Source organism: Devosia nitrariae (assembly GCF_030160115.1).
Taxonomy (GTDB): domain Bacteria; phylum Pseudomonadota; class Alphaproteobacteria; order Rhizobiales; family Devosiaceae; genus Devosia; species Devosia nitrariae.
The window spans coordinates 12,857-39,807 of sequence record NZ_BSNS01000028.1 but is presented as its reverse complement, the minus strand read 5'-3'; the positions used below and the strand labels follow the sequence as shown (position 1 = coordinate 39,807).

Annotated in this window: 21 protein-coding genes; 13 read left to right on the top strand and 8 right to left on the bottom strand. The window is 63.1% G+C overall.

Features of this window, described 5'->3' with window-relative positions; genetic code table 11:
• Positions 1–88: 88 nt before the first annotated feature.
• From QQK18_RS26385 to QQK18_RS26360, 6 genes are all read left to right on the top strand, one after another.
• Positions 89–1,936 carry a glycoside hydrolase family 2 protein gene (locus QQK18_RS26385; RefSeq protein ID WP_284343401.1) on the top strand — a complete coding sequence of 616 codons (1,848 nt, stop codon included), beginning with the start codon at positions 89–91 and terminating at the stop codon, positions 1,934–1,936.
• A gap of 24 nt (positions 1,937–1,960) precedes the next feature.
• Positions 1,961–2,905, top strand: coding sequence for a carbohydrate ABC transporter permease (locus tag QQK18_RS26380; RefSeq protein ID WP_284343400.1), 945 nt, complete (start codon positions 1,961–1,963; stop codon positions 2,903–2,905).
• Between the two features lie 5 nt (positions 2,906–2,910).
• Positions 2,911–3,768: a carbohydrate ABC transporter permease gene (locus QQK18_RS26375; protein WP_284343399.1), complete on the top strand. Its 858-nt coding sequence runs from the start codon at positions 2,911–2,913 to the stop codon at positions 3,766–3,768.
• 33 nt (positions 3,769–3,801) lie between these two features.
• A complete protein-coding gene (locus QQK18_RS26370) occupies positions 3,802–5,094 on the top strand; it encodes an ABC transporter substrate-binding protein (protein ID WP_284343398.1) in 1,293 nt (430 codons plus the stop codon).
• 149 nt (positions 5,095–5,243) lie between these two features.
• Entirely contained in the window at positions 5,244–6,716 is a 1,473-nt protein-coding gene (locus QQK18_RS26365; protein WP_284343397.1) for a sulfatase family protein, read from the top strand.
• A 22-nt stretch (positions 6,717–6,738) separates the two neighbouring features.
• Positions 6,739–7,827: an ABC transporter ATP-binding protein gene (locus QQK18_RS26360; protein ID WP_284343396.1), complete on the top strand. Its 1,089-nt coding sequence runs from the start codon at positions 6,739–6,741 to the stop codon at positions 7,825–7,827.
• On the opposite strand, the gene QQK18_RS26355 is transcribed toward QQK18_RS26360, so the two are convergent.
• Positions 7,828–12,732, bottom strand: a complete 4,905-nt coding sequence (locus QQK18_RS26355; protein ID WP_284343395.1) for a glycosyltransferase — start codon at positions 12,730–12,732, stop codon at positions 7,828–7,830. It lies immediately after the preceding gene.
• A gap of 65 nt (positions 12,733–12,797) precedes the next feature.
• Entirely contained in the window at positions 12,798–13,199 is a 402-nt protein-coding gene (locus tag QQK18_RS26350; RefSeq protein WP_284343394.1) for a hypothetical protein, read from the bottom strand.
• Positions 13,200–13,391: 192 nt separating this feature from the next.
• Here QQK18_RS26350 and QQK18_RS26345 point away from each other — a divergent pair, with 192 nt between their 5' ends.
• Together QQK18_RS26345 and QQK18_RS26340 are read left to right on the top strand one after the other, a co-directional pair.
• Positions 13,392–15,023, top strand: coding sequence for a caspase family protein (locus QQK18_RS26345; RefSeq protein ID WP_284343393.1), 1,632 nt, complete (start codon positions 13,392–13,394; stop codon positions 15,021–15,023).
• Positions 15,020–15,754: a formylglycine-generating enzyme family protein gene (locus QQK18_RS26340; protein ID WP_284343392.1), complete on the top strand. Its 735-nt coding sequence runs from the start codon at positions 15,020–15,022 to the stop codon at positions 15,752–15,754. Before QQK18_RS26345 ends, QQK18_RS26340 begins: the two co-directional genes overlap by 4 nt.
• Positions 15,755–15,979: 225 nt before the next feature.
• Here the strand turns inward: QQK18_RS26340 and QQK18_RS26335 are convergent, their stop codons facing one another.
• The 5 genes from QQK18_RS26335 to QQK18_RS26315 form a co-directional block, all read right to left on the bottom strand.
• On the bottom strand, positions 15,980–16,786 hold the full coding sequence (locus QQK18_RS26335) for a formylglycine-generating enzyme family protein (RefSeq protein WP_284343391.1): 807 nt from the start codon (positions 16,784–16,786) through the stop codon (positions 15,980–15,982).
• 17 nt (positions 16,787–16,803) lie between these two features.
• Entirely contained in the window at positions 16,804–17,889 is a 1,086-nt protein-coding gene (locus QQK18_RS26330) for an NAD-dependent epimerase/dehydratase family protein (protein WP_284343390.1), read from the bottom strand.
• Between the two features lie 118 nt (positions 17,890–18,007).
• Positions 18,008–19,099 carry an iron-containing alcohol dehydrogenase PsrA gene (gene psrA, locus QQK18_RS26325; protein WP_284343389.1) on the bottom strand — a complete coding sequence of 364 codons (1,092 nt, stop codon included), beginning with the start codon at positions 19,097–19,099 and terminating at the stop codon, positions 18,008–18,010.
• Entirely contained in the window at positions 19,096–19,938 is an 843-nt protein-coding gene (gene phnX / locus QQK18_RS26320; protein WP_284343388.1) for a phosphonoacetaldehyde hydrolase, read from the bottom strand. Before phnX ends, psrA begins: the two co-directional genes overlap by 4 nt.
• Positions 19,939–19,959: 21 nt before the next feature.
• On the bottom strand, positions 19,960–20,868 hold the full coding sequence (locus QQK18_RS26315) for a CehA/McbA family metallohydrolase (protein ID WP_284343387.1): 909 nt from the start codon (positions 20,866–20,868) through the stop codon (positions 19,960–19,962).
• 135 nt (positions 20,869–21,003) lie between these two features.
• Here QQK18_RS26315 and phnF point away from each other — a divergent pair, with 135 nt between their 5' ends.
• On the top strand, positions 21,004–21,699 hold the full coding sequence (gene phnF / locus QQK18_RS26310; RefSeq protein ID WP_284343386.1) for a phosphonate metabolism transcriptional regulator PhnF: 696 nt from the start codon (positions 21,004–21,006) through the stop codon (positions 21,697–21,699).
• Positions 21,700–21,731: 32 nt separating this feature from the next.
• On the opposite strand, the gene QQK18_RS26305 is transcribed toward phnF, so the two are convergent.
• Positions 21,732–22,403 carry a GntR family transcriptional regulator gene (locus QQK18_RS26305; RefSeq protein WP_379995438.1) on the bottom strand — a complete coding sequence of 224 codons (672 nt, stop codon included), beginning with the start codon at positions 22,401–22,403 and terminating at the stop codon, positions 21,732–21,734.
• 139 nt (positions 22,404–22,542) lie between these two features.
• On the opposite strand from QQK18_RS26305, the gene QQK18_RS26300 reads away from it, so the two are divergent.
• The 4 genes from QQK18_RS26300 to QQK18_RS26285 all read left to right on the top strand — a co-directional run bounded on the left by QQK18_RS26300 (position 22,543) and on the right by QQK18_RS26285 (position 26,944).
• The gene (locus tag QQK18_RS26300) at positions 22,543–24,078 is read left to right on the top strand and encodes an aldehyde dehydrogenase family protein (RefSeq protein ID WP_284343384.1); all 1,536 of its coding nucleotides are present in this window, start codon (positions 22,543–22,545) and stop codon (positions 24,076–24,078) included.
• 110 nt (positions 24,079–24,188) lie between these two features.
• Positions 24,189–25,148 (top strand): sugar ABC transporter substrate-binding protein, encoded by a 960-nt coding sequence (locus tag QQK18_RS26295; protein WP_284343383.1) that lies wholly within the window; start codon positions 24,189–24,191, stop codon positions 25,146–25,148.
• Between the two features lie 126 nt (positions 25,149–25,274).
• The gene (locus QQK18_RS26290) at positions 25,275–26,219 is read left to right on the top strand and encodes an ABC transporter permease (RefSeq protein ID WP_379995435.1); all 945 of its coding nucleotides are present in this window, start codon (positions 25,275–25,277) and stop codon (positions 26,217–26,219) included.
• Positions 26,216–26,944: an ATP-binding cassette domain-containing protein gene (locus QQK18_RS26285; RefSeq protein ID WP_284343382.1), complete on the top strand. Its 729-nt coding sequence runs from the start codon at positions 26,216–26,218 to the stop codon at positions 26,942–26,944. The genes QQK18_RS26290 and QQK18_RS26285 overlap by 4 nt, the downstream gene beginning before the upstream one ends.
• Positions 26,945–26,951 lie beyond the last annotated feature (7 nt).

The following is a 26,951-nucleotide window of genomic DNA, read 5'->3' as shown; positions in this document are numbered from 1 at the left end:
CCCCTTCCAGGCGGGCTATTCAACGCCGCGAGCCACAGGCTTGGCGGTGGGTGGATACGTGTGCCGATCGGGGTGGAGGAGAGACTTGATGACGACTTCCGCGCGCGATGCGGCGGCCATGCTCGCCCCCAATCCGCAGTTCCGGCGTGAGCGCTGGTACGATCTGTGCGGTGCCTGGGGTTTTGCCCATGACGATGCCGATAGAGGGGCCGGCGAAAACTGGGCGGAAAAGCCGGATGTCTTCACCCGAACGATCAACGTGCCTTTCCCACCCGAGTCCACGGCCTCGGGCATAGCCGCGTCTGGATACCATCCGGTCGTCTGGTACCGACGCAGTTTTGAGGCGCCGGTGATCGCGGCCGGCGAACGGCTGCAGCTTCATTTCGGCGCCGTCGACTATGCGGCGACGGTCTGGGTCAACGGGCAGTGCGTTGCAAGCCACGAGGGCGGGCATGTCCCCTTCCATGCCGACATCACGCACGCACTCGTCGAGGGCGACGAGCAAATCGTCGTAGTGCGGGCCGAAGACCAGCCGCTCGACGTACGTTTTCCGCGCGGCAAGCAGGACTGGCTCGAGAGCCCGCACAATATCTGGTATCACCGCACGACCGGCATCTGGCAGCCGGTGTGGCTCGCCGTCGTGCCCGATCTCCACGTCACGGACCTCCACTTCGTCCCCGACATCACGCAGTCGCGGGTGCGCTGCGAGGTGCGGCTCAACACGGTTCCGTCCCGGCCGGTGTTGCTGTCGCTGCGGCTTTCGGCAGAAGGCAAGACGCTCGCGGAACAGGCCATCAAGATAAGCGACAGCGAGATCGCCTTCGATATCTCGATTGCCGCCCTCCAGCACGGAACCTACCGCGACCATCTGACGTGGACGCCCGAGCGACCCAATCTCATCGATGCCGAACTGGTGCTCGATGGCGAGACGCCCGACCGGATCGAAAGTTATCTCGGACTTCGTAGCGTCGAGGTGGGTGAGGGGCACTTCCTCCTCAACGGGTTGCCCTACTATCTTCGCCTCGTCCTTGGTCAGAACTACTGGCCGGAGACGCATCTGGCGGCGCCCAGCCCCGAGGCGTTGCGCAAGGAAGCCGAGCACATCAAGGCGATGGGCTTCAATGGCGTTCGCATCCACCAGAAGATCGAGGACCCGCGCTTCCTCTATTGGTGCGACGTGCTTGGGCTCCTCGTCTGGGAGGAAATGCCGAGCGCCTATGCCTTTTCGAATTCCGCCGTCGAGCGTCTGTCGCGCGAATGGATGGAGGCGATCCGGCGCGACAAGAGCCACCCTTCGATCGTCGCCTGGGTGCCGCTCAATGAAAGCTGGGGCGTGCACCAGATCGCCGCGCGTGCCGACCAGGCTCACTATGCGAGCGCGCTCTACCATTTGACCAAGGCGCTCGACCCGAGCCGCCCCGTCATCTCCAACGACGGCTGGGAACTCGTCGAGAGCGACATCTGGTCGATCCACGACTATGCCCCGGACGGAGCGGGCCTGCGCACCCGCTTCCACAGCGCTCAGGACCTCGAGGCCATGCTCCAGGGCATGGGCCCCGCACGGCGCCGGATCATGCTCGGCGGGCGCGAGCGCGCCGGCCAGCCGGTGATGCTGACCGAATTCGGGGGCTTGAGCTTTACGCCCAGGCTTGGCGAAGCCTGGCACGGCTATTCGACGGTGGCGGATGCCGAGGAATTCGAGGCACGCCTGCGCGACATCTTCGGCACGATCGCCGAGAGCCCGTTCCTTGCCGGTTATTGCTACACCCAGCTCACCGATACCGAGCAGGAAACCAACGGCCTGTTGACAGCATCGCGCGAACCCAAGCTCCCGGTCGAGGTCATCCGCGAGATCATCACCCTGCCCGCCGCCTCGGTGCCGCATGAGCGCATCGACAGGGCAAGGCAGGTCGGGCGCAAGGCCGCCGGGGCCTGATCCTATTCCGGCCGAGGCGAAGCAATGGCGCAAGACACGGTTGAGGCAGTGATCACGGGAAAGCAGGCGACAAGAGACGCGACCGCCGCCTCCCGGCGCGGAGAAGCGTGGGCGGCACTCGTCTTTTTGACGCCCTGGATCCTGGGAATCGTGCTGCTGACGGCGTTGCCGATGATCGGCTCGTTCGTCCTCTCGTTCAGCAATTACGATCTGCTCTCGGCGCCGCGTTGGGTCGGCACCGCAAATTACGAGCGTCTCCTCTTCAGCGATCCGCGCTACCTCAAGTCCCTCGAAGTCACGACCGTCTATGTGCTCGTCTCGGTGCCGCTGGCAGTTGCGGTGGCGTTGATCATCGCGGTCACCCTGTCGGAAGCGACACGCTCGGCCAATTTCTTCCGCGGCGTCTATTATCTGCCGTCCCTGCTCGGCGGAAGCGTCGCCATCGGCGTACTCTGGCGCCAGATCTTCGGCAGCTCGGGCCTCGTCAACATCAGCCTGTCGGGCCTGGGCTTCCAGACGACGAGCTGGATCGGCGATCCGCGCTACGCGCTTTGGACGCTGATCATCCTCAACGTCTGGCAGTTCGGCGCACCGATGGTGATCTTCCTGGCGGGCGTCCGACAGATTCCCAAGGAAGTGGTCGAAGCAACGATCATGGACGGGGCCAATCCGGTCCAGCGCTTCTTTCGCATCACCCTACCCCTCCTCAGCCCGCTCATCCTCTTCAACCTGGTGATGCAGACGATCACCGCATTCCAGGCGTTCGTGCCGGCCTATGTGGTCAGCGACGGGTCGGGCGGACCGATCGATTCGACGCTCTTTTATACCCTCTACCTCTACCTCGAAGGATTCCGAAACTTCCGCATGGGCTACGCCATGTCCATGGCATGGGTGCTGCTCGTCATCATCGCGGTGTTCACAGCGCTCTCCTTCTACGCCTCCCGCTTCTGGGTCCATTACGAGAGCTGACCGGAATGAGCGAGGCCCCCACCCAAGCAACGAACCCCGCCCGTCGCGCCGGTCGCATGCTGCTGCTCATCGCTGTCGCCGTCTTGATGAGCTATCCGCTGCTCTGGCTGATCGCCAGCTCCTTCAAGCCGGAGTCGCTGATCTTTTCCGACCCGGGCCTGATCCCGGCGCAGTTCACCCTGGCCAACTATCTCGAAGGCTGGAACCGGCTGGGCGTGCCCTTCGGCATCTTCATGCTCAATTCCGCGGTGATCTGCGTGCTGGCGATCGTCGGGAACCTGTTCTCTTGTTCGGTTGCCGCCTATGCGTTTGCGCGGTTGGAATTCCCGTTCTCCAAGCTGGCGTTCGGGCTGATGCTCCTCACGCTGATGCTGCCGTTCCACGTGACGGTGCTGCCCCAATACATCGTCTTCCAGAACCTTGGGGCAGTGAACACCATCATCCCCCTGGTCCTGCCCAAATTCTTCGCGGTCGATGCCTTCTTCATCTTCCTTCTGGTCCAGTTCATCCGCGGCATTCCGCGCGATCTCGACCAGGCGGCGGAGATGGACGGGTGCAACAAGTACCAGATCTTCTGGCACATCATCTTTCCCATCTGCCGACCGGCGCTGGTCCTGGTGGCGATCTTTACGTTCCTTTGGACCTGGAGCGACTTCTTCTCGCAGCTGATCTATCTCAACCAGGTCGAGAAATACACCGCGCCCCTCGCCCTCAACCTCTTCATCGACGCCACCAGCGGGGAATCGGCCTGGGGCATGCTGTTTGCGATGTCGGTCATCACCCTTCTGCCGCTCTTTATCCTGTTCGTCCTGTTCCAGCGCCAGATCGCCGAGGGCATCGCCACTACCGGGCTCAAGGGATAGCCCAATGAAAAAACTTTCAGGAGGAGAAAGACCATGACGACATTTCCGAGGGGTCCGCGTCTCGACCGGCGCGGCGCACTCAAGCTCAGCATCGGCGGGGCGGCCGCGCTCTGGCTCGGGTCGGCCACGCAGGGCTTCGCCCAGGCCACCCAGATCAAGGCGAGCTGGTATGGCGGCCAGGATACCCATGACCGCATGCAGCAGGCCTTGGCACTCTTTAGCGAGAAGAACCCGGACATCCAGGTCGGCGTCGAGTTCGCACCCTTTGCCGACTTCTACGATCGCCTGCCGGTACAGTATTCGGGTGGTGGGGCTCCGGACGTGCACCGACACTCGATGACCTATCTCTTCGACTATATCGAGCGCGGGCTGCTCGCCGACCTCACCCAGCATATCGGTTCAACCATCGACATTTCGGGGCTTTATCCGGGGGTCGTCGAGATCGGGACGGCGGGTGAACAGACTCAGGCGATCGGAAACAACCAGATCGCGGTCGCGCTCTTCTACAACCAGGAAAAGCTCGATGCAGCCGGAGTCACCGGCGCCCTCGACAATCTGACATGGGACGCCTTCCGCGATATGGCCATCGAACTCGGCCAGGCCGGCGGCGACCAGCACTACGGCACCAACGACGCGGGCGGCTTCATTGCCCTTTTCGAGTTGTTCGTCACCCAGCGCGGCAAGGGGCTCTATTCGGACGGCGCACTCGGCTTCGACCGTCAGGACCTCGCCGACTGGTTCACATTCTGGCACTCGATGCGGGCCGAACGCGGCGCGCCGCCGCCTTCGGTGACAGCGGAAAGCGCGGGATTCCAGAACTCTCCCATGGTGCGCAACCTCGCGGCCATGCAGACAGGCTGGTGCCAGCAGCTCGTCTTCTTTCAGGCATTGATGACGCAGGAGCTCGGCATTCATGCCTGCCCGAGCCCGGAGGGCGCCTCCGACAACGGCCACCTCATCCGCGCCCTCGACTTCTGGGTCGCACCGGCCCGCTCGGCCCATGTCGAGCAGTCGGCCCGGCTCATCGATTTCCTGCTCAATGACGAAGAGGCAATCCAAACCCTCGGGCTGACTCTCGGCGGCCCGGCCTCGGACAAGGCCTCTGCGATACTTGCCGAAACCGCCGACGCGCCGAGTGCCAAGATCCTCAATTATCTCGAGGAGCTTCGGCCCCTCGCCTCGCCCCAGACGCCGCACTGGATCAGCGGCCATGGCGAACTGGAATCGCTCCTCAACCGGCTCAATGCCTCGGTCGGCTTCGAGCAGACGACGCCGGAAGCGGCTGCCGAGAACTTCTTCTCGGAAGCGGACCGCATCCTCGGCTGATCTTTCCGGGGCGGCGGCATCCGCCGCCCGGACACTTTCCCAGAGCTTTTCCCGTCGGAACGGGAGCTCTAAGTCTTTGAATTGGCGCGTTTTTGAACCGTAAAAGTGGTGTCCACTTTTGCTGAAAACGCTCTAGAGGGAGCCAGGGCTTGAACACGGACAATCCCAATATCGTCCTGATCATGACCGATCAGCAGCGGGCGGACTTCTTCGCCTCAGAGGGCTTTCCGGTCGATACCATGCCCACGGTCGAGCGCTTGGGCGCAACCGGCACGCGCTTCAAACGCGCTTACACGCCGATGCCGACCTGCACACCTGCGCGCACGAGCCTGATGACGGGGCGCTTTCCCAAGGCCACGCGGGTCAAGCAGAACTGGTCGCCGGAAAAGAGTGTGACGTTCTCAGAGGACTTGCCGCAGGTGCTGCGCGCCCGCGGCTATACGGTCAACCTCGCCGGCAAGAACCACAGCTATCTCGGGCGAGACGCCTTCGATTTCTATGGCGCGCCTTATAGCCATACGCACGGGCCTGCCGATCGCGCCAACGACATGGAACGCCAGGCGGACGAGTGGCTTTTGGAGCTCAACCACCACGTGGCCGCCGAGCCGACGCCATTTCCGCTCGAGACCCAGCTCTGCGCCCGTATCGTCGACGATGCAATCACCTGCGTCGACCAGAACAAGGAAAACCCGTTCTTCCTCTGGCTTTCGCTTCCCGAGCCCCACAATCCCTACCAGGCGCCCGAGCCCTATTTTTCGCTGTTCAGCCCCGAGGACATGCCGGAGCGGGTCGGCACGCCTGAGGACACCAGAAAGCGGGGCGGGCATTGGCAGTGGCTCGCCGAGCTCTTCGAGGAGAAGCGCCCGGGCTACGATGCCGACTGGCGGCGCTACCGGGCGGTCTATGCGGGCATGCTGCGGATGATCGACGACCAGGTCGCGCGGTTCCTTGCCCATCTCGACCAGAGCGGGCTGCGCGACAACACCATTCTCATTTTTCTCTCCGACCATGGGGATTATGTCGGCGACCACGGATTACAGCGCAAAGGCGCCGGGCTTCCCGAATGCCTGGTACGCGTGCCGCTGATCTTTGCCGGCCCCTCGATCGTGCCGGCGCTCAACGGGGAGGATTTCGTTTCGCTCGTCGATATCTTCCCGACGATCTGCGAGGCGATCGGCGCCGAGATTCCGGCCGGCGTCCAGGGCCGCAGCCTCTGGCCGATGCTGACCGGGAGGGCCTATCCCAAGCGCGAGTTCGACAGCATCTATGCCGAATTAGGCATAGGCGAACTTCCCTACGAGCCCGGGGAGCGGCCAGAGCTGCATTTTCCATACGAGGGGCGAGTCATCGACGAGCTCAATTCCGTCACCCAGAGCGGCAACCTCAAGATGGTGCGCAAGGGAGACTTCAAGCTGCTCTTCGACGTCCTGGGGCGCGCGGCGTTGTTCGATCTCTCCAATGATCCGGGCGAGCTCGACAACCTCTATGTCGATCCTGCCCACGCGCATACGCGCACCCAAATGCTGGAGACGCTGCTCGCCTGGTCGATCCGCACCGAGGACAGCCTGCCGCGCGCAAAATACCTGCCCAAGGTCGCCCCACACGGCTGGTACCGGACATGACCTTATCCACTGGAGTTTCGAAATGACGGCGATCAGCCTGCGGGACGTTCGCAAATCCTATGGAGGACTGGAAGTGATCAGCGATGTCGATCTCGATATCGAGACCGGCGAGTTCGTGGTGTTCGTCGGTCCTTCCGGATGCGGAAAATCGACGCTGCTGCGCATGATCGCGGGCCTCGAGGGCATCAATGCAGGCGAACTGCTGATCGACGGCAAGTTCGCCAACGACGTGCCACCGGCCAGGCGCGGCATCGCCATGGTGTTCCAGTCCTATGCGCTTTATCCGCACATGAACGTCTTCGAGAACCTCGCCTTCAGCCTCAAGATCGCCCATGTCGGCAAACCCGAGATCGAGCGGCGCGTGCAGGCGGCCGCCGACATGCTGCAGCTGACGCCCTATCTCAAGCGCCGTCCGCGCCAGCTCTCGGGCGGCCAGCGCCAGCGCGTCGCCATCGGCCGGGCGATCGTGCGCGAAGCCAAGGTGTTCCTGTTCGACGAGCCGCTTTCCAACCTCGATGCGGCGCTCCGCGTTGCGACCCGCATCGAGATCGCGCGCCTCAAGGAGCGGCTCGCGGACACGACCATGGTTTATGTAACGCACGACCAGGTTGAGGCGATGACGCTGGCCGACCGCATCGTCGTGCTCAATGCCGGCCGCATCGAGCAGGTCGGCCGCCCCGTCGATCTCTACGACAATCCACGCAACCTCTTCGTTGCCGGATTCATCGGCTCACCTGCAATGAATTTCCTCCCCGCGACCCTCACCTTCGAGAACGGTTCGACCCGGATCGAGCGAAACGGCAAGCCCCTCGTTACCACCGGATTCACGAGCGGTGGGCGCGCGGGCGTGCAGAACGGCACGCTCGGCGTCAGGCCCGAGCATCTCGATCTGGCCTCGCCGGAAGCGGCGCTTTTCTCGGGCACCGTCGATCTCGTCGAGCATCTGGGGGAAGTCACGATCGCCTATATGCGGCTCGATGACGGCACCCCGATGCTTGCCAAGTTCGACCGAACCCGGGAACTCGAGAAGGGGGAAATCTTGCATCTCAAGGCCGAGCCGTCGGACCTGCACTGCTTCGACGCCGACGGCATGGCCCTGCCGCGCCGGTAGCTAAAAAACCCGCCGCGCCTCGCTTAATCTGACGTCGAGCCTGGCGCAGATTTCGTTGTAGATCTCGTAATCCAGCGCATTCAGTTTGGCGAATATCTCCACGTCTTCCGGATCAGGACATACGGGGCGTTCCGTTGCGTTCTCGTGTGGGATCTCCGGCAAGGGCTTGCCGAGGGTGTCTGCCACATAGGCAAGGGACTCCTCGAGCCGCTCCATGGTGCCGATGAACCAGTATCGGTCGATGGTCTTTCGCCAGGTCTTCTCGCTGCAGCCGAAGTGCAGACAGAACGCCGACTGTCCTTTTCTGCGCAAGTGACGAGACAGCGTCGTCGGCTTGAAGGTCGGATCGTCGGCGCGGCGCTTGTGGGCGAAGAAATAGTTCGACAGCGCCAGTTCCAAAGGATCGCGGACAATTGAGAACAAGCGCCACTCGGGGCCCGACCAGATTTCCGGATAGCGCCGCCTGAGGCGGAGCTGAGGCAGCTCGAAGTGGCCCATTATGAGATCGTCCGGCCCTACGTCGGAAAGGTCCAACCGATCGGGCAATGGACCAGCAATCCAGCCCTTGCGATAGTCATTGTGAACCCATCTGAACCAAGCCTGGAACACCTGGCGGGTGCTGGTTCCCGCTGTCTTTGGCATGTGATGAAACAGGTAGCGGTAGGTGATGGGTTTGGTAGGATCGTCACAGATCGGCTCACCACCGTCCACGGCGATTAGGGCGTCACCGAACCGCTTGCCGGCGGCGGCTAGGTCGTGGTGAGGCTTGGCTGCCCTTGAGATAGCCTCGCGGTTGTCGAGCCGCAGCGCTGCATCCCTACCCAATCGTATAGCGCGGCGCTCGTAGTCCGGAACGGAGCGGGCGATAGTCTTACCCAGCCCCAATGCTCGAAGCCAGCCTGCACCTTGCCTGCCGCGCTGATGCGACCCTTCAAAGGTGACGACCGGCAGACCGACATCAAGGGCTTCGGTGACAGTTGTGGCGCCGGCATAGGGAAAGCTGTCGAGATAGACATCGCATGCAGAGAGAAGCCGCGCCACCTCGGCCTGGCTTAAATTGGTGCGAATGATAAGTCGGGACGGCGAAACGCCCTGCTGTTCCAGGATCTGTTCGGCCCATTCGCGGAACGCGACCGGAGCGTAGTCGATCTGCCAGTTCGGTGCGAATGGGTAGAGCACTAGGATCGAACCCGGCACGCGGGCCAGGCATCTGGCCCAGGTCGACATGAGCTCAGTACCGATCTTGTGCATCATCGCTCCGCTGACGAACGCGACGGTGTCGAGCGGCAAATCCAATCGCCTGCGCACCAGACTGACGGGTTCTTCGGGCAAATCCGGAATCGGGCGGTCGAACGCCTGGATTTGGCCGGCGGCCAAGCGGAGTGGCTCAGCGTAGTCCGCGCTGTCGGGTTGATCAACAAGGGGAGACGAGATGATTGCATCGAAGCTTGAGAGGCCTGTGGTCACCGGAGAAATGGCGGTCGTTGCCACCTGAACCGGCGCCAATTTGTGGGCAACAATTGCTGATAGGTGATCAAGACCGACGACGAACGAACCCAAAACCAGAACGTCGAACTCGGCATTGCGGATCAGGGTTACGCACGCATCGATCGTGCGATCACCGAGAAAGATGGTCCTGCAGCCAAACGCCATCCTGTCATGCCCGGGCTCCTGTTCCAGCACGATCAGAACCGGCTCGAACTGGTTTGGGTCCAATCCCTTGATCATCGCCGAGGCGATAATGGCTTCCGGACCAGTCCTATCATTCCGCAAGAACAGACCTACACGGCGCCGTCGCTTTCCGGTTCTCTCTGGGAAGCGGCGAGCCAGGGTTCGGCCTGACTGCACTAGGTACCGTTCCATTGTCCGTCCAAGCTGTTTCAGCACCTCCCGGCAGGTACCTGATCCAAAGAGCAGGTAATTCGGCCGAAGCGCTTTGAGCACTGACTCGGCGAGGCCGCGGTAAGGATGGTTCGGCGGCTGACAAAGACCAGCGTCGATGCTGGCAATCAGGGTCCTGATGAAGGTCTCGTAACCGGAGCTATCGATAGTAGTATCGACCAGCAAGGCCGGATCCTCGCCGAGATACGCCGCGATCGCATCGGGATTCCAGAGGAGCGGCGCAGGCATTGCGGCAAGATCAGCCAGCGCCGGCACGGCCGAGGCCGGCAGGGTCAACAGCGCCAACAGGACCAGTTGCAAGGATCCTTCGCGGTCACCGGGAAGGGTGGAGGTGGCGGAAAGACGTGCCGCGACGACGCTAGCTTTGTTGTCTCCGCGCGGCGGCCCGATACTGCGGCCGATACGCGCAAGTGTCGGGATCGTGTCCTCGTCCCCGAGGAGGGAAAGCATCGCACGAAGGTCAGCTCCGCTAATCGCAGTGACGAGGTCAGCCCGCACGGTTTCAAGGCGTGCCGTGTCCATATTGCCGTCGACGGCAAACGCCTTGCGCGCGATCTGAAGCAACCGATCCATGCTACCGCTGGCGGGCTCCGGCAAGACTGGATTGGGCACAACGGGCCGTTGCCCGTCGATAGTGATGGCGCTGAGGATGAGCGGCGCCGGTCGAAGGAAGGCGTTATCGGAGGGCCGCGCGAGTTCGGCGTGGCTCAGATAGACCGACAACAGTTCGAGCTCGATGAGATCCGTTTCGATTATCGACGGGTCAAGGGGAACCGACAACTGGGTAGTGCCGGTGAGCCCAACCTGCGCCAGGATCTGCCCCTTTGAGATCACCGTCACCAACTGTACGAGGTCAGAGGGCGGTGGAAAGGCCTGTTCGATATCGAGACCGACCGAGACGTCCGTCGTGCCGTCGGCGATCCGCAGAGAGATCTTTCCCCTCGCCGTCAATGTTGCCCACCCACCTTCATCCACCACGAAATCCGGGCCGAGCGCCCGTACGCCGTCACCATTGCCGAAGAAAGTTAGCTGTTGGCCGGCATTAACGATCGGTTCGGGTCCACGGTTGTGGGGGTAACGGACCGGATTGGCATTTTCCAGGCGGAACGCGATGCCTTCGAACCGTGGGCCTGTCGATTCGAGCGGGTCGTTGGCGGCGAAACGAAACTGCAGGGCAGTTTGCCAATAGCGCTCGTCATCGTTGAACGGCACCGTCAGCGTCAGGCTGCCGGGCTTTCCCCATTTGCCTTCATAGAGCGGGAGTTCCCCAGCCAGAATTCGCATCCAGCCCGCCGGCTGTGTCGGTGCGGGAAACAGGACGACGGTCCGCCGGCGGCCTTGGTCAGCGCCAGTGAACCCGAACTCGGCAGCCGTGCCAGCCATCTCGATGGAGCCGTCGTCGTGCCGGTACCAATCTGCGGCGCCTGCGGGAACGAAGTCAGCGGCGTGCAGTGACCGATCCGGGAGGAACGCCGGGGGATCGGCCACAAAGTCCGCCGGTTTCACGCAGACGGATTCGACAGCGAGGCGTGGCGGGACCTCGAGCCAGAACCTCGGGTGCCAGAAGGGCCAGGCGGATTGTGTCTTGCCTATTGCGAGGTCAACACAAATGGGACCACCCCAGGCAACGGCGGCTCGTGGAAGGGAAACTTGGATTGTACGATGACGAGAAACGATTGCTCGCTCGATGAGATCCTCACCGATGGAAGCCTCGACTGCGATGCCGATAGCTTCACCCTCGGTAGGTGCAACGCCGATTTCGATCGTCAGGGCGTGGGGGGTCGGAGCAAGTTCGAGCTCGATCGATCCTCCCGGTTCGAACAAATGAGGGTGGCCGTCATAGTGTGGCCTACGCAGCCTTCTTCCCATCGCCTCGTCGGCCGCCGCGTCGACGTCTGTCCGCAACGTCTCACTCATCGGCGTTGCGCCACGCCAACGAGGTCGCCTGTCCGGCCGATCGCCGCTCCAAATGCTATCGTGCCCGGCAAGATCAACCAAAGCGCTAACCCATCTAGGTCGATCGCGTCTTCGCTGCAACCACAGGGCGATGCTGCGGTTTCGCCAGAGGCTCAGGCTGGCGAGGAATAGCGTGATGCTCGTAAGGAGGCGCGACCGTAGCGACGCTGGACGGGAAACCACCATGCGAGCCAGGCGGCGCAGATCCCGCCCCAGATCTGCGGAGCGGTCGCCCATCCCATAAAGACCGGCGCAAAAGCGAAGCGCTGCCGTCTGGAGGGCGAATTGCTCTGCGCTACTCAGTCCGATCCGCCCGGCGATGGCCTTGTCGCCCGCGAGATAGCGGGCGAGGTCGACAATGTCGCGAACCGCGCGGCGGTTGGTCCAGAGCTTGGACGCACCGACGCGATAGTAGTTGTTCGCTTCGTGCACGCGATACTGCGCCAGCACCTGCGAGAGCGGCATCATGCGGCCAGTAAGGGCGGCAATGCGCAACAGGTAGGCATCGGCGCTGATTTTCCAGCGCGTTTCGGGAAAGGGGCAGGCGGCCTCTATGACGCGGCGGGCGAAGGCGTTACCACTCGTCGGCATGAAAGTAAAGGTCCCGAGTTCGGTCTGCAGCGGCCGGTGGTCGACGTCCCGCAGTTCTATCGGGAGCAGCCCGCAGGGCTTTCCCTTGCGGTCGATCACCTCCATGCCGAAACAGACGCCGGCCAGTTCCGGATGCCAGACGGCCGTGATCGTTTCCACCGCCTCGGGCTTCAGGACATCGTCGGCATCGAGGAACATGATGATCGAGCCTGTCGCGTGCTCGATGCCGGAATTGAACGCGGCCGCCTGGCCGCCCTGGGACCTGAAGACCGGGACGATCTTCTCACCGTAGGACTCGATGATCGCCCGCGACCCGTCAGTCGATCCGTCGTCGACGACGATGCACTGATGAACCGGCGCGGTCTGGGTGAGGACGCTGTCGATGGCCGCCGGCAGATAGGGCGCGTAGTTCCAGTTGGTGATGATGACCGAGACTGTGGGTTGGTCTGCGATCATGATCAACGCCGTGTTCTACTCGCCGACGCGCCTGTAGCGAAGCGGCAAACCCATGAAGCCTCAACCTAATACTGACTGGCGTTGGTTGGCGCTCGCTGCGTCGGAACACTGCGCGGTTCGTCGTATCGAGCGCTGATACCCAGTTGCTCGAGCACCACTCTTGGGATTTTGCGCAATTGCGCATGCGGGAGCGTGGCCACGACCTGCGGCGAAATCCGGGAGAGGTTTTCGGCCGGCAACGACGCCAGCAGCAGCGGAACGCACGGATGGTCGGCGTAATTGACGATGACGCGCTCGATCACGGCGGGACTGCGCAGGTTGAGGAACGCTTCACAGGCCTCCTCCAACGATGCATTTTGACCAAGACTGACGGAGGGCGTGCCGACCATGGTCAGCACGGCAAGCGAGGGGCCTAAAACCAATGAGCGCATAGACGTTGCGCGCCGATCAAACGACTGCGTAGCCATGCCTGCCTCCGTAAGCGCAAGTAAACCATTCGGTTTTGCTTCTGTCAATGTTGATAAAACATTGGTGTCCGAGAGTGCGCCGGCCCAGTCAGAACTAGTCGAGGCACTGTTTGCCTGCTAGACTTCTTGCAGCGGTGAAGTTGTCGCCTGCCGCGCATCGCCTGCCTGGTGGCAATGGATCGGAGGTGTCCATTGACAGCGTATATCAAGAGGCTGGGCAGCATATGCCTGCTTTGGATCGTGCTGGTCGGCGCGGTCGCAGAGGCGCAGGCCCGTCAGGTGGCGCTCGTCATCGGCAACGCCGCCTATGAGGCAGTGCCGGCGCTCGCCAACCCGCTGAACGATGCACGCGCCGTCGCCGACAGCCTCATTGAGCTCGGTTTCGAAACGCGGGTTAAGCTCGACCTCGATCTTGCCGGAATGCGGAGCGCTCTCGAAGAGTTCGCCGTCGAAGCGAGGGGTGCGGAGTACGCCGCTCTCTATTACGCCGGACACGGCATCGAACTCGAGGGGGTCAACTATCTCATCCCCGTCGACGCCGATCTCAACCGTGACATCGACATCGAGACGGAAGCGCTGCCGCTGGGAGAGGTGCTTGATGCCAGCAAGGGTGCGCGGCAACTCCAGCTGATCATGCTCGATGCCTGCCGCAACAACCCGTTCCTGCTCGATATCGAAAGGACCCTGGGCGCGAACAGTGTCGGCAAGGGGTTGGCGCGTGTCGAACCCGTCGGATCAACACTCATCTCATTTGCAGCGACCGCCGGACGCACGGCCTATGACGGGGCGGAGGATCACAGCCCCTATACGCAGGCCCTGCTGCGGCACCTGGCGACCCCTGGCCTCGAGGTCAACTATGTCTTCCGGCGGGTGAACGCTGAGGTGCGCACGATGACGGCTGGCGCGCAGGAGCCGGTTTACTATGGCACGTTGCCCGATCGGGAGATCTTCCTGCGTGAAGCGCCAGGCGGTTCGGTCCCGCAGTCGCAGGAAAATCTCGTGCGGGTTGCTTATGAGCACGCGCTCGACGTCGATACGGAAGACGGCTACCGGTCCTTCCTTTCCGAGTTCAACGACGACTTCTATGTTTCTCTGGCCCGAGAACGGATTGCTCACATCCGTCAGATCGCGCAGGAGCGCGCCCTCGAAACTGCACCGCTCGACGAGATCTATTGGCGCACGATCAGTGGCAGCAAGCACGCCGCGGACTTTGAGGCGTATCTACGCCAGTATCCCAATGGCAGCTTTGCCGATCTCGCCCGGGCACGTATCGAGGCGCTGCAGCGGGCGGGCGAGGTCGTCGAAGAACTGGTGGGAGAAGGTTCAGCCGACGAGGCCAGCCTTCGCCGCGCCGCGATCGCGCAGCTCGATCGCATCCCTTTCAACATGATCCAGTATGGCCTGGATTCGCTCGGCTTCAGCATCGACAGCATCAACGGCGTCCTTGATAGCCCGACACGCGCTGCCGTTCGGGCTTATCAGGCCAGCATCGAGGCGCCGCAGACGGGGCGGCTGACCGACCAGCAGACGGTGGATCTGTTGCTGGCCGCAGCTGCGGTCGGCAGCGACTACGCCCAGATGACCGTCGGCGTCATGCTGGCCGACGGCATCTTCTGGCAGAAGAACTATCAGTTCGCGCGCATGTGGCTGACCCGCTCTGCCAACCAGGACAATCCGCATGCGATGACCAACCTGGCGGTGATCTATCGAGACGGACTTGGCACGCCGCCGGACGAGGATCGGGCGCGCATCCTGCTCGAACGAGCCATCAACCTCGGGTCGGACGATGCGCGGGAGATCCTGCGCGGCATGGATCTGACATGACATCCACGCGCCTGAACCTGTCTGGGCTTGCTGGCTTGATGGTGTTCTGCCTGCTGTTTCCGGCCGCCGTCCAGGCACAAGGTTTCAGCCTGCCGCGCGCCGAGATCCAGGTCAGCCGCGATTGCGAACAGTGTCCCGAGATGGTCACGCTGCCCAGCGGGCTGCGCATGAGCAAGCACCACGTCACGCGCGCGCAGTTTGCAGCCTTTGCCCAGGAAACCGGCTTTCGCCGCAACGGCTGGGGCTGCGCCTGGAACTATCCTGGAGCCATCGAACAGGCCGACGACCACCCGGCCGTCTGCATCGCCTATGCGGACGCAATCGCCTATCTCGAATGGCTGAGCGCGCGCACCGGCAAGACTTACAGGCTGCCGACCGTCGAGGAGTATCGACAGGCGGCAAGTTCGGGTGCCCCCACCAATTACTGGTGGGGCGAGGACATCGGCGAGAACAGGGCGAACTGCATCGCCTGCGGATCTCCCTATGACGGCAAGGGCACGTCACCGGTCGGCAGTTTTGCCGCCAACCCCTATGGCATTGCCGACGCGCTCGGCAATGCCTGGCAGTGGACGAGCGACTGTCAGGATTCCGGGTGCCAGCGGCATGCCTTGATCGGCGGCAGCTGGTCCAGCCCTCCGGCAGACCTGCGCTTGAGCAAGGTGATCTGGAACGACCCGAACGTACCCTTCTATACCTATGGCTTACGTGTGGTGACCGAGAGCGAGCCGTGATGCGTGGATACCCCCTCCCAACCTCCCCCACAAGGGGGGAGGTGTCGGTCCGGTGGACATGGCAAAGTTGTGCCACGGACACGACTGATCCGCCTTTGCAGCGTTGAATCGGACGGCTGTGGCACGATCTCGCCGAACGCTCAGGAGTCCACCTCCCCCTTGATGGGGGAGGCAGGAGGGGGTGACGCGTTGGCATCACTTGCATAACGTCCGGTGGCAATAGCCCTAGTCCCGAAGGACCCGAAACCCGATCACCGTGTTGCGGAGCACGACCCGGTCACCGAATGTGCCATCGAGGGCGAAGTATTTCGGATTGGGGACCGTCCACCCGCCGCCACGGAAGACCGCGTTGGCGCAGTCGCCGGCAAGGCAGCTGTTGGTCCACTGCCAGACATTGCCGATGGCATCATGGACCCCGAGGGCGTTGGGCGGGAACGCGTCGACCGGTGACGTATAGGTGTAGCCGTCATCGCAAGTGGGGATCTGCCGCGGATCGTCGGGGAAGGCTGCTTTGAAGTTAACATCGGCAACATTGGCGTACCGACAAACCTGCGACACGTCCTCGCCCCAGAAATACGTCGCCTGACTTCCCGCTGCCGCCGCCTCCTGCGATTCCTCGATGGTCGGGAGGCGGAACGGCTCGCCCGTCGTGTCGCTCAGCCAATCCACATAGGCCGTAGCGTCGAGCCAGCTGACGCACACCACCGGGTGGTTGCCCTCCTGCTGAAAGCCGGGATCGCGCCAGTTGCCGAAATGCTCCATCGGTGAGGTGGTGATCTGGGTACACCGGTCATCGGTCTCGTGCCCGGTGGCCTCGACGAACGCAGCAAACTCGTCGACCGTCACCAGGTATTTTCCGATGTATGGGCCGCTCGGCAGGGGGACCAGCTCGGGACAACCCGTACAGCCAGCCGCATTCTCCGACTGCGCCAGGCCTTCCGTCGGCGGTACTGCAAAGGCCAGCAGCAGGGCGCAGAGACCGACGGCCGCCCGCCCGCCAAACAACGCCTGCCTTGAAACAGAGATGAACATCGTTTGCCCGCTGCTCTTCAATCTGCCAGCTCCGCCGGTTCACGATCCCACCGATCGGCCCCCGCCGCCAGGATGTCGGCAAGAATATCCTCGATCGTCCAGTTTATGCGGAACGACGGATAGTCGTCCATGAACCGGCTCATGTCGCTGATCCACCAGCGGTGGTCTCCAATTCGCTCGTCGGGCACGTAACTGTAGTTCAGTTTACGCCCGCAAAGATTCTCGCATATGGCGATCGCCTCGAGCATCGAGCAGTTGGCGAAGCGCCCCCCGCCGATGTTGTAGACCCTGGCGACGGAGGGATTCTGCAGGAACGACCATATCGCCAGGACGAAATCGCTGGCATGGATGTTGTCGCGGACCTGCTTGCCCCCGTGCCCGTAAATTCTATAGGGACGCCCGGTGCAGGTGCATTTCATGAGATAGGCCAGAAAGCCGTGGAGCTCGGTGGCGGAATGCCCACCACCGGTCAGGCATCCTCCGCGGAAGCACACGGTCTTGATGCCGAAGTAACGGCCATATTCCTGCACCATCAGGTCGGCCGAGGCTTTCGATACGCCGAAGATCGAGTGCAGGGATTGATCGATGGCCATGCTCTCATCGATCCCGCGGGCGCTGTACGGGTTGTCGGCGGGCAACTCCCAACGGGTTTCGAGCTCCACAACGGGCAATCGATTTGGCAGGTCGCCATAGACCTTGTTGGTCGAGGTATAGATCACGGCCGCGTCGGGTGCGAAGCGGCGGGTTGCCTCCAGGATGTTGAGTGTTCCAACGGCATTGACAGAAAAGTCGGTGGCCGGATCGGCGGCGGCCCAATCGTGGGAAGGCTGGGCGGCAGCATGGACCACTGCGGAAATGGCGGCGCCAAAACGGGCAAAGCACGCATCGATCGCTGCTACGTCACGTATGTCGATGTCGATGTGGAAAAAGTGCGGATTGCTCGACAGCTGGTTCAACCGCCAACGGGTGGAGGCCTCTGCGCCGAAGAAGTGCGCTCGCATGTCATTGTCAATTCCCACCACATCGTAGCCCCGATCCAGTAGAAACCTGGCCGTCTCCGACCCGATCAACCCCCCAGCGCCAGTGACAACAGCAACGCTCATGCGTGCGTCTCCAACAAGAGACCGTCACTCTAGCACAATCGAATAGAGCAGACTGCACCTGCTTGGTGGCACCACCGCAGCGATAGTCATGTCGCGCGCAAGCGACCCGGCCGACCAGTCAGAGCGCAGGAAACTGCTCGATAGTGCCGATGAAGTTGCGGCCGCGCGGTCCGTCGAAAGCATCGGCCACAATCGCCCGCCACTCCTTGGCCGCCACGCCGAATTCAAGCGGGGAGCCGGCAACTCCAAGACTGGAAAGAAAAGTACGGAGCTTGGCTGGCGCTACGGCCAGGTCTGCGAAGATTTCGGTGAGCGCCGCGTCACACTCGGTTGAAACACCGCGTGCGGCGAGCATCACCTCTGGGAGGCAGAAGGAGCAGGCGATGCCGTGCGGCACGCCATGGCCGAGCGTAATGGCATAGGAGATGTTGTGGGCGAGTGCAGTCTGCGTGTTGGAGAACGCCAGACCTGCCCGTGCGGCGCCCAGTGCCAGCAGGCGGCGAGCGTCTTTATCGTCGAGATCAGCCTGGAGCCTGGGCAAGCCGGTGAGAATATCGCGCGCCGCTTGCACCGCATAACCACGTGTTACCGGATTGGCATTGCGGTTCCAGATGCTTTCCAGCGCATGCGAAAAGGCGTCCAGACCCGTCGCCAGTGTCAGGCTCCAGGGCAGGCTTGCCGTCAAGCGAGGATCAACCAGCGCCGCCTCCGCATAAAGGTCGTCGCGGTCGAGCGAAAGCTTGCGGCCCCTCACCGGGTCCCAGATAGTCGCCCACTTGGTGAGGTCGCTGCCGGTGCCCGAGGTCGTCGGAACAGCGATGAGTGGAAGGGAGGGTGTGCCCGTCGGCGTTCCCTCCTCGAGGTAAGCGACGACAGACGCATACGCGCAATGTCCAGCCGCCAGGAATTTGGCGCTGTCGATCACCGAGCCACCACCCAATGCGATGATCAGCTCGGGCTTGATGCGGGCTTCGCCGATGCGGGCGCAGATATGTTCGAGCAGCTGCAGCGACGGGTTCGGCTCGATATCGTCGACGACCACCAGCGGGGTGCCGGCACGTTCGATCACGCGGTTGCGCCAAACCTGCAGCGCGCCTTCCGGATGAGTCACGAGAAGATAGGGGCGACCAGCGGCGAGCGCGCCGATGTCATCCAACGCACCTTCGCCGAAGCGGAGCTTGACCGGATTGGCGTACGTCCAGATGCTCATGGACGCTCCCCCCGGGCCAGACGCCGGTTTATCTCATCGACGACAGGCAGAAGATCGGCCACGGTGTCGATGACGAAGTTCGCGCCCGAGGCCTTGAGCCTGGCGACGGCAGGCAAGCGACGTTGCTCCTGTTCTCCGGCCGAAAGTGCAGTCCAGGCGTCGCGCGGCAGGCCGACTTCATTGCCGCTCGCTGCGATGCCGACCGCCCACATGCCGGCAGCGCGACCGGCCAGGAGGCCGCTGGGGCTATCGTCCACCACAAGGCAGGCTCGAACGTCGGGCACCTCGAGAGCAAGGGCATTGTCGAGGATCATGTCCGGCCACGGACGACCGCGCCTGACCTCGCTGACCGTGGTGCAGTGATCCGGCTCATAGCCCTGTGCCTTGGCGAGCGGCATCAGCCCATCCATGACGCTGCGCGGATAACCGGTGGTGCTGCCGATGCGAATACCGCGAGCACGCAGCTCGGCGATGGTTTCGAGCGCGCCCGGAATCATGTCGCTGTACCTGGCACAGTTGACGGCATCGATACGCAGGAACGCGGCGTAGATGCTGTCTATGTCTTCGTTCGTCGACGCTGCCTGCCTGGCCCTTGCCCAGCGCCGCTGCACGTCCGGCTGCCCCAGGATCATCTCGATATGCTCGCGTTTGGCGGCGCCCATGGGTGCCCGGGCTTCGGCTTCGGTGATGTCGAGCCCATGTTCAACGAATGCCTCACGGAAAGCGGCGACCGGTGCCATGCAACCGAAATCGAGTACGGTGCCGGCCCAGTCGAAGATCACCGCGGCGACCGGACCGGGACTCTTTTCCCCTTCGGGAGTGAACGTGACGTTGGCCATTTGAGAACTCCCTCTGAAGGGTCAGAACCACATCGGATTGGACCAGGCGCAACGGCCCTCGGCGTCGAGAACCATGAGACGCCCCCATTTGCCCTTGAAGCTCGAAAGCGGCAGGCGCGCCTCGGTGATCCCGAAACCGGAATGGTTGACGGTCAGCGAGTTGCGGCCGGCAAGGATGACCTGGTTTGCCGGCGAGGTCCTGACCGCCAGCTCCTCACCCTCGATGGCCATGTCGAGAATATCGGGGCCCTGGGTCGAGTAGTAGTGGCCAGCCTTGAGCGCGGCGAGCAGCGCCTCAGGTTCGTTGGCTTGCGTCTTGACCATCACCCAGCCGCCAAACGCATCGCGCTCGTCATCGCCCGGAAGCTTGAAGTGCGCATCGTCCACGGCGAGCGCATCTATCCTGCGGCCCGCCATGAGCATGGCATCGAGGAAATAGCCGCCACCGCCACGCGAGCAGGTGACCTGGCTCGTATGGTTATAGACTTCGACGGCGTGGGCGCAGGCGATCTTTCCGGCGTCCTCAAGTGTCAAGCCATACCACTCGGGATGGGCGATGACGACGAAGGCGCCGGCAGAAGCCGCCCGATCGGCCATTTCAGGGCCGGTCTCGCCGTCCCTCTTGGGCGCGAATTCGAGTGGCAGGCCGACAGCCAGAATATGCCAGTCCTGTCCGCCATTGATTGCCGGGGCGTGCAGCTCCGCACCCAGAATGGTGGTGAAGCCTTGCGTGCGATATGGCGTCGTGTCGGTGAGCGGGTATCGGTACTTTTCGAGGAAGTGATCCGAGAGGCACAGGAAGTCGTAGCCCTTGCGGCGATAGCGATTGCACACTTCCTCAGGCGACAGGGCCCCATCGGAAATATCGGAATGGGTATGGATATTGCCCTTGCAGAATGAGCCGGGGGCGGCAAAAGCCTCGAGCGACACAGCAGAAGTCCTCTCATTGTGACTGTGATCAGCTCTATGCCAGCCTTTCAACGCCGTCTCGAAATGCGGGCGAAACCGAGCCTATTTCATAGAGACAGCGGCGCCAAATCGCCGATTTGGTGTTATAATGGCGTGATGGACGCCACGCATGAAAACCTCGCCGGGCAGATTGCCGATCGCATCCGGCAGGATTGGCTGGGTTCCGGTACGCGCCTGCCGACCCAGCAATCGCTCGCACTGGAATACGGCGTGAACCGGCATGCCATAAGGCAGGCGCTGGACCTGCTGGAGCGGCGCGGCGTGATCGAGAGCCGGCAGGGCAGTGGCAGCTACGTGCGCGGCAGCGTGATCGACTATTACGTCAACACACGCACCCGGTATAACGACAATGTGCGGCGGTTGGACGAGGCTTCATCCATCGAGCTTCTCAAGCTTCAGCAGATGCGATGCGATAGTGACCTTGCCCGTGCTCTTGCTCTGCCACCCGACAGTCCAACCTTTCAAATCCACATCCGCCGATGGACGCGCGGCGAAGCGTTGTGTCTTGCCCAGCACTTCTTCTCGGCCGCGCGTTACCCGGACTTGCCGGAGCACTTTGCCGGCATCACGCGCATCAGCGACCTTCTGGAACGATTGGGCCGCTCGGACTATCGCCGCAGCAACACGCAGGTCACCGCCCGGCAGGCCACACGCGAGGAAGCCAAACTCCTCAACCTTGCTGCCAACGCGCCGGTGATCGTACTGGAAGGGCGGAATGTCGACCGCGCCGGCATCCCCATCGAGATCAGCCGCTCCACGTGGCCGGCCAATCGCCTGCGGGTGCATGTGTAAGCAGGAACGTGATCCAGGCAGACTGGTCGTAGCTAGCTGAAAAGGCTGGCGTGCCGGGTCTCAAGCTCGGGCAGATCGTCGAGGATACTGCCCAAATGCTCGGCCATGGCGTTCTTGGCACCTTCTACATCGTGCGCGTCGATGGCGGCCATGATCGCCTGATGCTCGCGCACGCGGCGCTGCATGTCGGCCTCGCTCTGCAACGTCATATTGCAGACCCTATCCATGTGCGTCTTCATGTCGGCGATGGCGGCCCAGGCAATGCCGACGCCGGCGCCGGTAGCGATAGCGATGTGAAATGCCTCATCGTGATCGCGGAAGCCGGCATGGTCGAGCTTGCCTGCCGCCTCTTCCTGCTTGAGCAACAGGCTTGCAACGCGCTTTCGCTGCCAGGCGTCGAAAGCCTCTGCGGCCTTGGCCACGACGGCAATCTCCACCGACTGGCGCACGAACAGGGCTTCGATCATTTCCTTGGCGGAGATCAGGGCGACGACGGTGCCGCGGTGCGGGCGGATTTCGATGAGGCGCGAATTGGCGAGGCGGATCAGCGCCTCGCGTACCGGCTGGCGTGACACGCCCAGGCGTGTGGCGATCTCCTGCTCGGAAAGTCGCGCTCCGGGGAGCAACTCAAGCTCGATGATGGCGCGGCGCAAATCCTTTTCGATCGATGCCGCGGCGCTTTCGCCGCTCTCTGCCAGCTGCATTTCCAAGGTCACGTCACACCTCTCGCCCGCGGCATTGACAGCGCCCTCGGCGCACCATACGGTACCATACAATTCCATACAGGACGCGTTCGACCGGGTCCAGCAGTTCTCGGGGAGGTGGGCTCAGCCCGCCATTGCAATGGTCATCCAGACACGCTTTCAGGACAATTTCGTCGAGCCGAACCTTAGTGACCCGCGACTTGCGAGTAAACGCGCCTATCGCATGGTGATCGACGGGAAATCGCGCGATGCGGAGTCGGGGAAGACCATCGAACGTGAGAGTCCCGGCCATCGCGGCAGGGTGATCGGCGAGTGGCCGGCGGGCAGTGCCGCCGATGCGGGGCTTGCCATCGCCGCGGCGCGCCGGGCCTTCGACGATGGCCCGTGGCCGCAGATGAGCGGGGCTGAGCGCTCGACAATTCTCCATGCCGTGGCGGCCGCGATCCTTGCCCACGTCGAAGAGTTGGCGCTGATCGAATGCCTCGAGACCGGCAAGCCGCTGAGCCAGGCGCAGGGGGAGATCGGTTACTGTGCGGACCTGTGGACCTATGCTGCAGGGCAGGCGCGAGGCCTGGAGGGGGAGACGCACAACGCCATCGGCGCCAACCGGCTGGGCCTGGTGCTGCGCGAGCCGGCGGGCGTGGTCGGCATCATCACGCCGTGGAACTTTCCCTTCATCATCGTCTCCGAGCGTGTGCCGTGGGCATTGGGTGCTGGATGTACGGTGGTGGTCAAGCCCAGCGAATTCACCTCGGGCACGACGATCCGGCTGGCGGAACTCGCCCTGGAGGCAGGCCTGCCGGCCGGTGTTTTCAATGTCATCACGGGCCACGGTCCCGAAGCTGGGCAAGTGCTGGCGGAAGACCCGCGCGTCGATGTGCTGGCCTTTACCGGCTCTGTGCGCGTCGGCAGGCAACTCGCCGGGATTGCCGCCAGCAACGTGAAGCGGGTCGGGCTGGAGCTGGGCGGCAAGGGACCGCAGATCGTCTTCGCAGATGCGGACCTCGAAGCGGCGGCCGACGGCATCGCCTATGGGGTCTATCACAATGCGGGGCAGTGCTGCATTTCAGGCAGCCGGCTTATCGTCGCCAATGCCATTCGACCGGCGCTGCTCGAACGCCTGCTCGACATTTCACGGCGCCTGCCTTTCGGCGACCCGCTCAGCGCAACCGCCCGCTTCGGTGCCATGGTATCGCAGCCGCACACGCAAAAGGTCGCGAGCTACGTGGCGGCGGGTCTCGAGGATGGCGCCGAACTGTTGCTCGGCGGCTCTACAGTGGCGGACGACACCGGCAATTTCTTTGCCCCCACCGTCTTCGACCAGGTGCGGCCGGACATGCGCGTCGCGCAGGAGGAGATATTCGGGCCCGTGCTGGCGACGATCGGATTCGATACGCCGCAAGAAGCCGTGGCGCTCGCCAACGGTACTGCGTTCGGGCTTTCGGCCAGTGTCTGGTCGCGTGATCTCGAGACCGCCATCCAGACGACGCGCAAGCTGCGCGCCGGCCGATGCTGGATCAATTCGGTGATCGACGGCACGCCCGAGCTGCCCATCGGCGGCTACAAGATGAGCGGCGTCGGACGCGAGCTCGGCCGCTACGGCTTTGATGAATATTCCCAGTTCAAGGGTCTGCACATGACCCTGGGGCGGGGAGAGCCCTGGTTCCAGCATTAGGAGGCGCTGGAACCAGAGCGAGGATTGGGCGGCGCAAATCTTGGTCGGAGCGCGCCGCCCGAAGCGGGATCTTTGAGGGACCCGCAGCTATCCAAAGGGAGGATTAAGCGATGAAATTGACCAAGTCAAAAGCCGCCTTGCTGGCGGGCTGCGCCCTGCTGGCGAGTGCCGGCGGCGTGGTTGGCCAGGACCAGGAAACGGTCTCGGCGACCATGATCATCTATCTCGATCCCAGCGTGCAGTTCTTCAATCCAGTTGTGAAAGGCGCACAAGACGCAGCGGCCGCCTTTGACGTCGACCTCGACGTCCAATACGCCAACAACGATCCCGTCAGGCAGAACGACCTGATCGAAAGCGCCGTTGCCACCGGCGTCGACGGCATTGCCGTGGCCATTTCGAGCTCTGACGCGTTCGATGAGAGCATCTGTGCCGCGGTCGAGGCAGGCGTCATCGTCATCGGCTTCAACAATGACGATCTCGAAGGCGCCGACGGCAATTGCCGGCAGGCCTATGTGGGCATGAACGAGTTCGCCTCTGGCTATGAGCTCGGGCTGCGCATGATCGAGGCCTTCGACCTTAGGGAAGGCGACACCGTCTTCAATCCACGCGAAATTCCCGAGGCGAGCTTTGCAGTGGCGCGCGGCGGCGGCATCGAGAAGGTGATGGAGGAGCACGGCATCAAGGTCGAAACCGTGCGCGCCGGGCTCGATCCGGCCGAGGCGCAGAACATCATGGCCCAGGTGCTGATCGCCAATCCGGACATCAAGGCGTTGTTCGGCACCGGCTCGGTGACTTCGACTGTCGGGGCGGGTGCGATTCGCGATGCGGAGGTCGATATTCCTTTTGGTGGCTTCGACCTCGCGGTCGAGATCGCAAATGCGGTCGAATCGGGCGCCATGTTCGCCACCATGGACCAGCAGCCCTATCTTCAGGGCTATTACCCGATCGCGCAGATTGCCATGGCCGCGCGCTATGGCCTGACGCCCACCGATGTCGACACCGGCCAGGGTGCCTTCCTCGACCAGACGCGCATCGGGGCCGTCACGCCGCTCATCGGCACCTATCGCTGATCGACCGCTCCGGCCCCCGGGCCGGAGCCAACTCACACCTGGATGAGACCCGTGACCGACATGACCCATGATCGCGCCGGCCCGCACCAGCGGCCGGCTGCGAGGTGGCTCCATAGCCTCCTCAGCATGCCGGCGGGCGCCATTTTGCTGGTGTTCGTTACGGTGCAGCTCTTCTGCATCGTCGCCGGGCTGATCTTTCCCGACGACTTCCGCTACCTCTCGCCACAGAACATGGGCATTCTCATGCGCTCGGTGCCTGTCCTCGGCTGTCTGGCGCTGGGTGCAGGCCTGTTGATGATCGCGGGCGAGTTCGATCTCTCCATCGGTTCGGTCTACACCTTCACAGCCGTGGTCATGGCCATGCTGGTCGGCAGCGGCGTCGATGCCTTCCTTGCTGCGCCGGCGGGGCTCCTCGTCGGCGCAGCGATCGGCCTCTCCAATGGCATACTGACGCTGCGGTTCAACCTGCCGTCCTTCATCGTGACGTTGGGCGGCCTGCTGTTCTGGCGCGGCGCGGTGCTGCTCATCAATGGCGCCGTGCAAGTCCGGTTCGACCCCGGCCCGGCGTTCGACGCACTCTTTTCCGGTACCGTGATAGGCATCAATGCCGCCTTCATCTGGTTCGTCGGCCTCAGCCTCGCCTTCTGGGCGCTGCTGCACCGGCACCGCTTCGGTAATCATGTCTTTGCCACCGGCGGCGACCGCTCGGCCGCGACGGCTATCGGGGTCAACACAGCGCGCATCAAGCTCGCCGCCTTTGCCATCGCCGGTGCCATGGCGGCCTTTGCCGGCATCCTGGCCACGACCCGCGTCGGCAGCGTCCAGCCGGGGCAAGGGGCAGGGCTGGAGCTGCAAGCTATCGCCGCCTGCGTCATCGGAGGCCTGTCGTTGCGCGGCGGGCGCGGCTCGATCCTTGGCATCTTCCTCGGCGTGATGCTGATTTTCACCATCACCGACGTGCTGCTGCTCCTCAGGGCACCCGGGTTTTATCTCGACATGTTCATCGCCACGCTGATCGTGGTGGCCTCGATCTTCAACCACGGCCTCGACCGCCGGGGAGCCGCCGCATGAGCCTGCTCGCGCTGCACAACATCAACAAGACGTTCGGCCCCCTGCGCGCTCTGACCGATCTCAGCTTCGAAGTCGGGCACAGCGAAGTCGTGGGCCTGCTCGGCGACAACGGGGCGGGCAAGTCGACGACGGTCAACCTGATCTCCGGCATTCACCAGCCGAGTTCAGGTCATCTTTCCATCGACGGCGAACGGCGCGATTTCACCTGCCGGCGCGACTCCGCCGAGGCGGGAATCGAGACCATCTACCAGAACACCGCTCTGGTCGATTGCCTCTCCATCTCGCGCAACATCTTTCTCGGCCGCGAACTGACCGACCGGTTCGGCTTTCTCGACCTCAAGACCATGCGCGAGATCGCTATGCAGGTCCTCGACAGCGCGGTGCATATTTCCGGCATCGACTCGCCCGACAAACTGGTGGGCGACCTGTCCGGCGGACAAAAGCAGGCGGTCGCCATCGCCCGCGCGGTCTTCTTCAAACGGCGGGTATTGCTGCTCGACGAGCCGACCTCAGCCCTTTCGGTACGCGAGACAGAAGCGCTGCTCAACCAGGTGCTGAGGCTCAAGCAGGAGGGTGTGTCGAGCGTGCTGGTGACGCACAATCTCTACCACGCCTACCAGGTCTGCGACCGCTTCGTCATCATGAGCCACGGCACCAAAGTGTTCGATGTCGCCAAAGCCGAGACGACGATCGGGGAACTGACCCAGCACGTGGTGCTGACGTAGTCTGGCG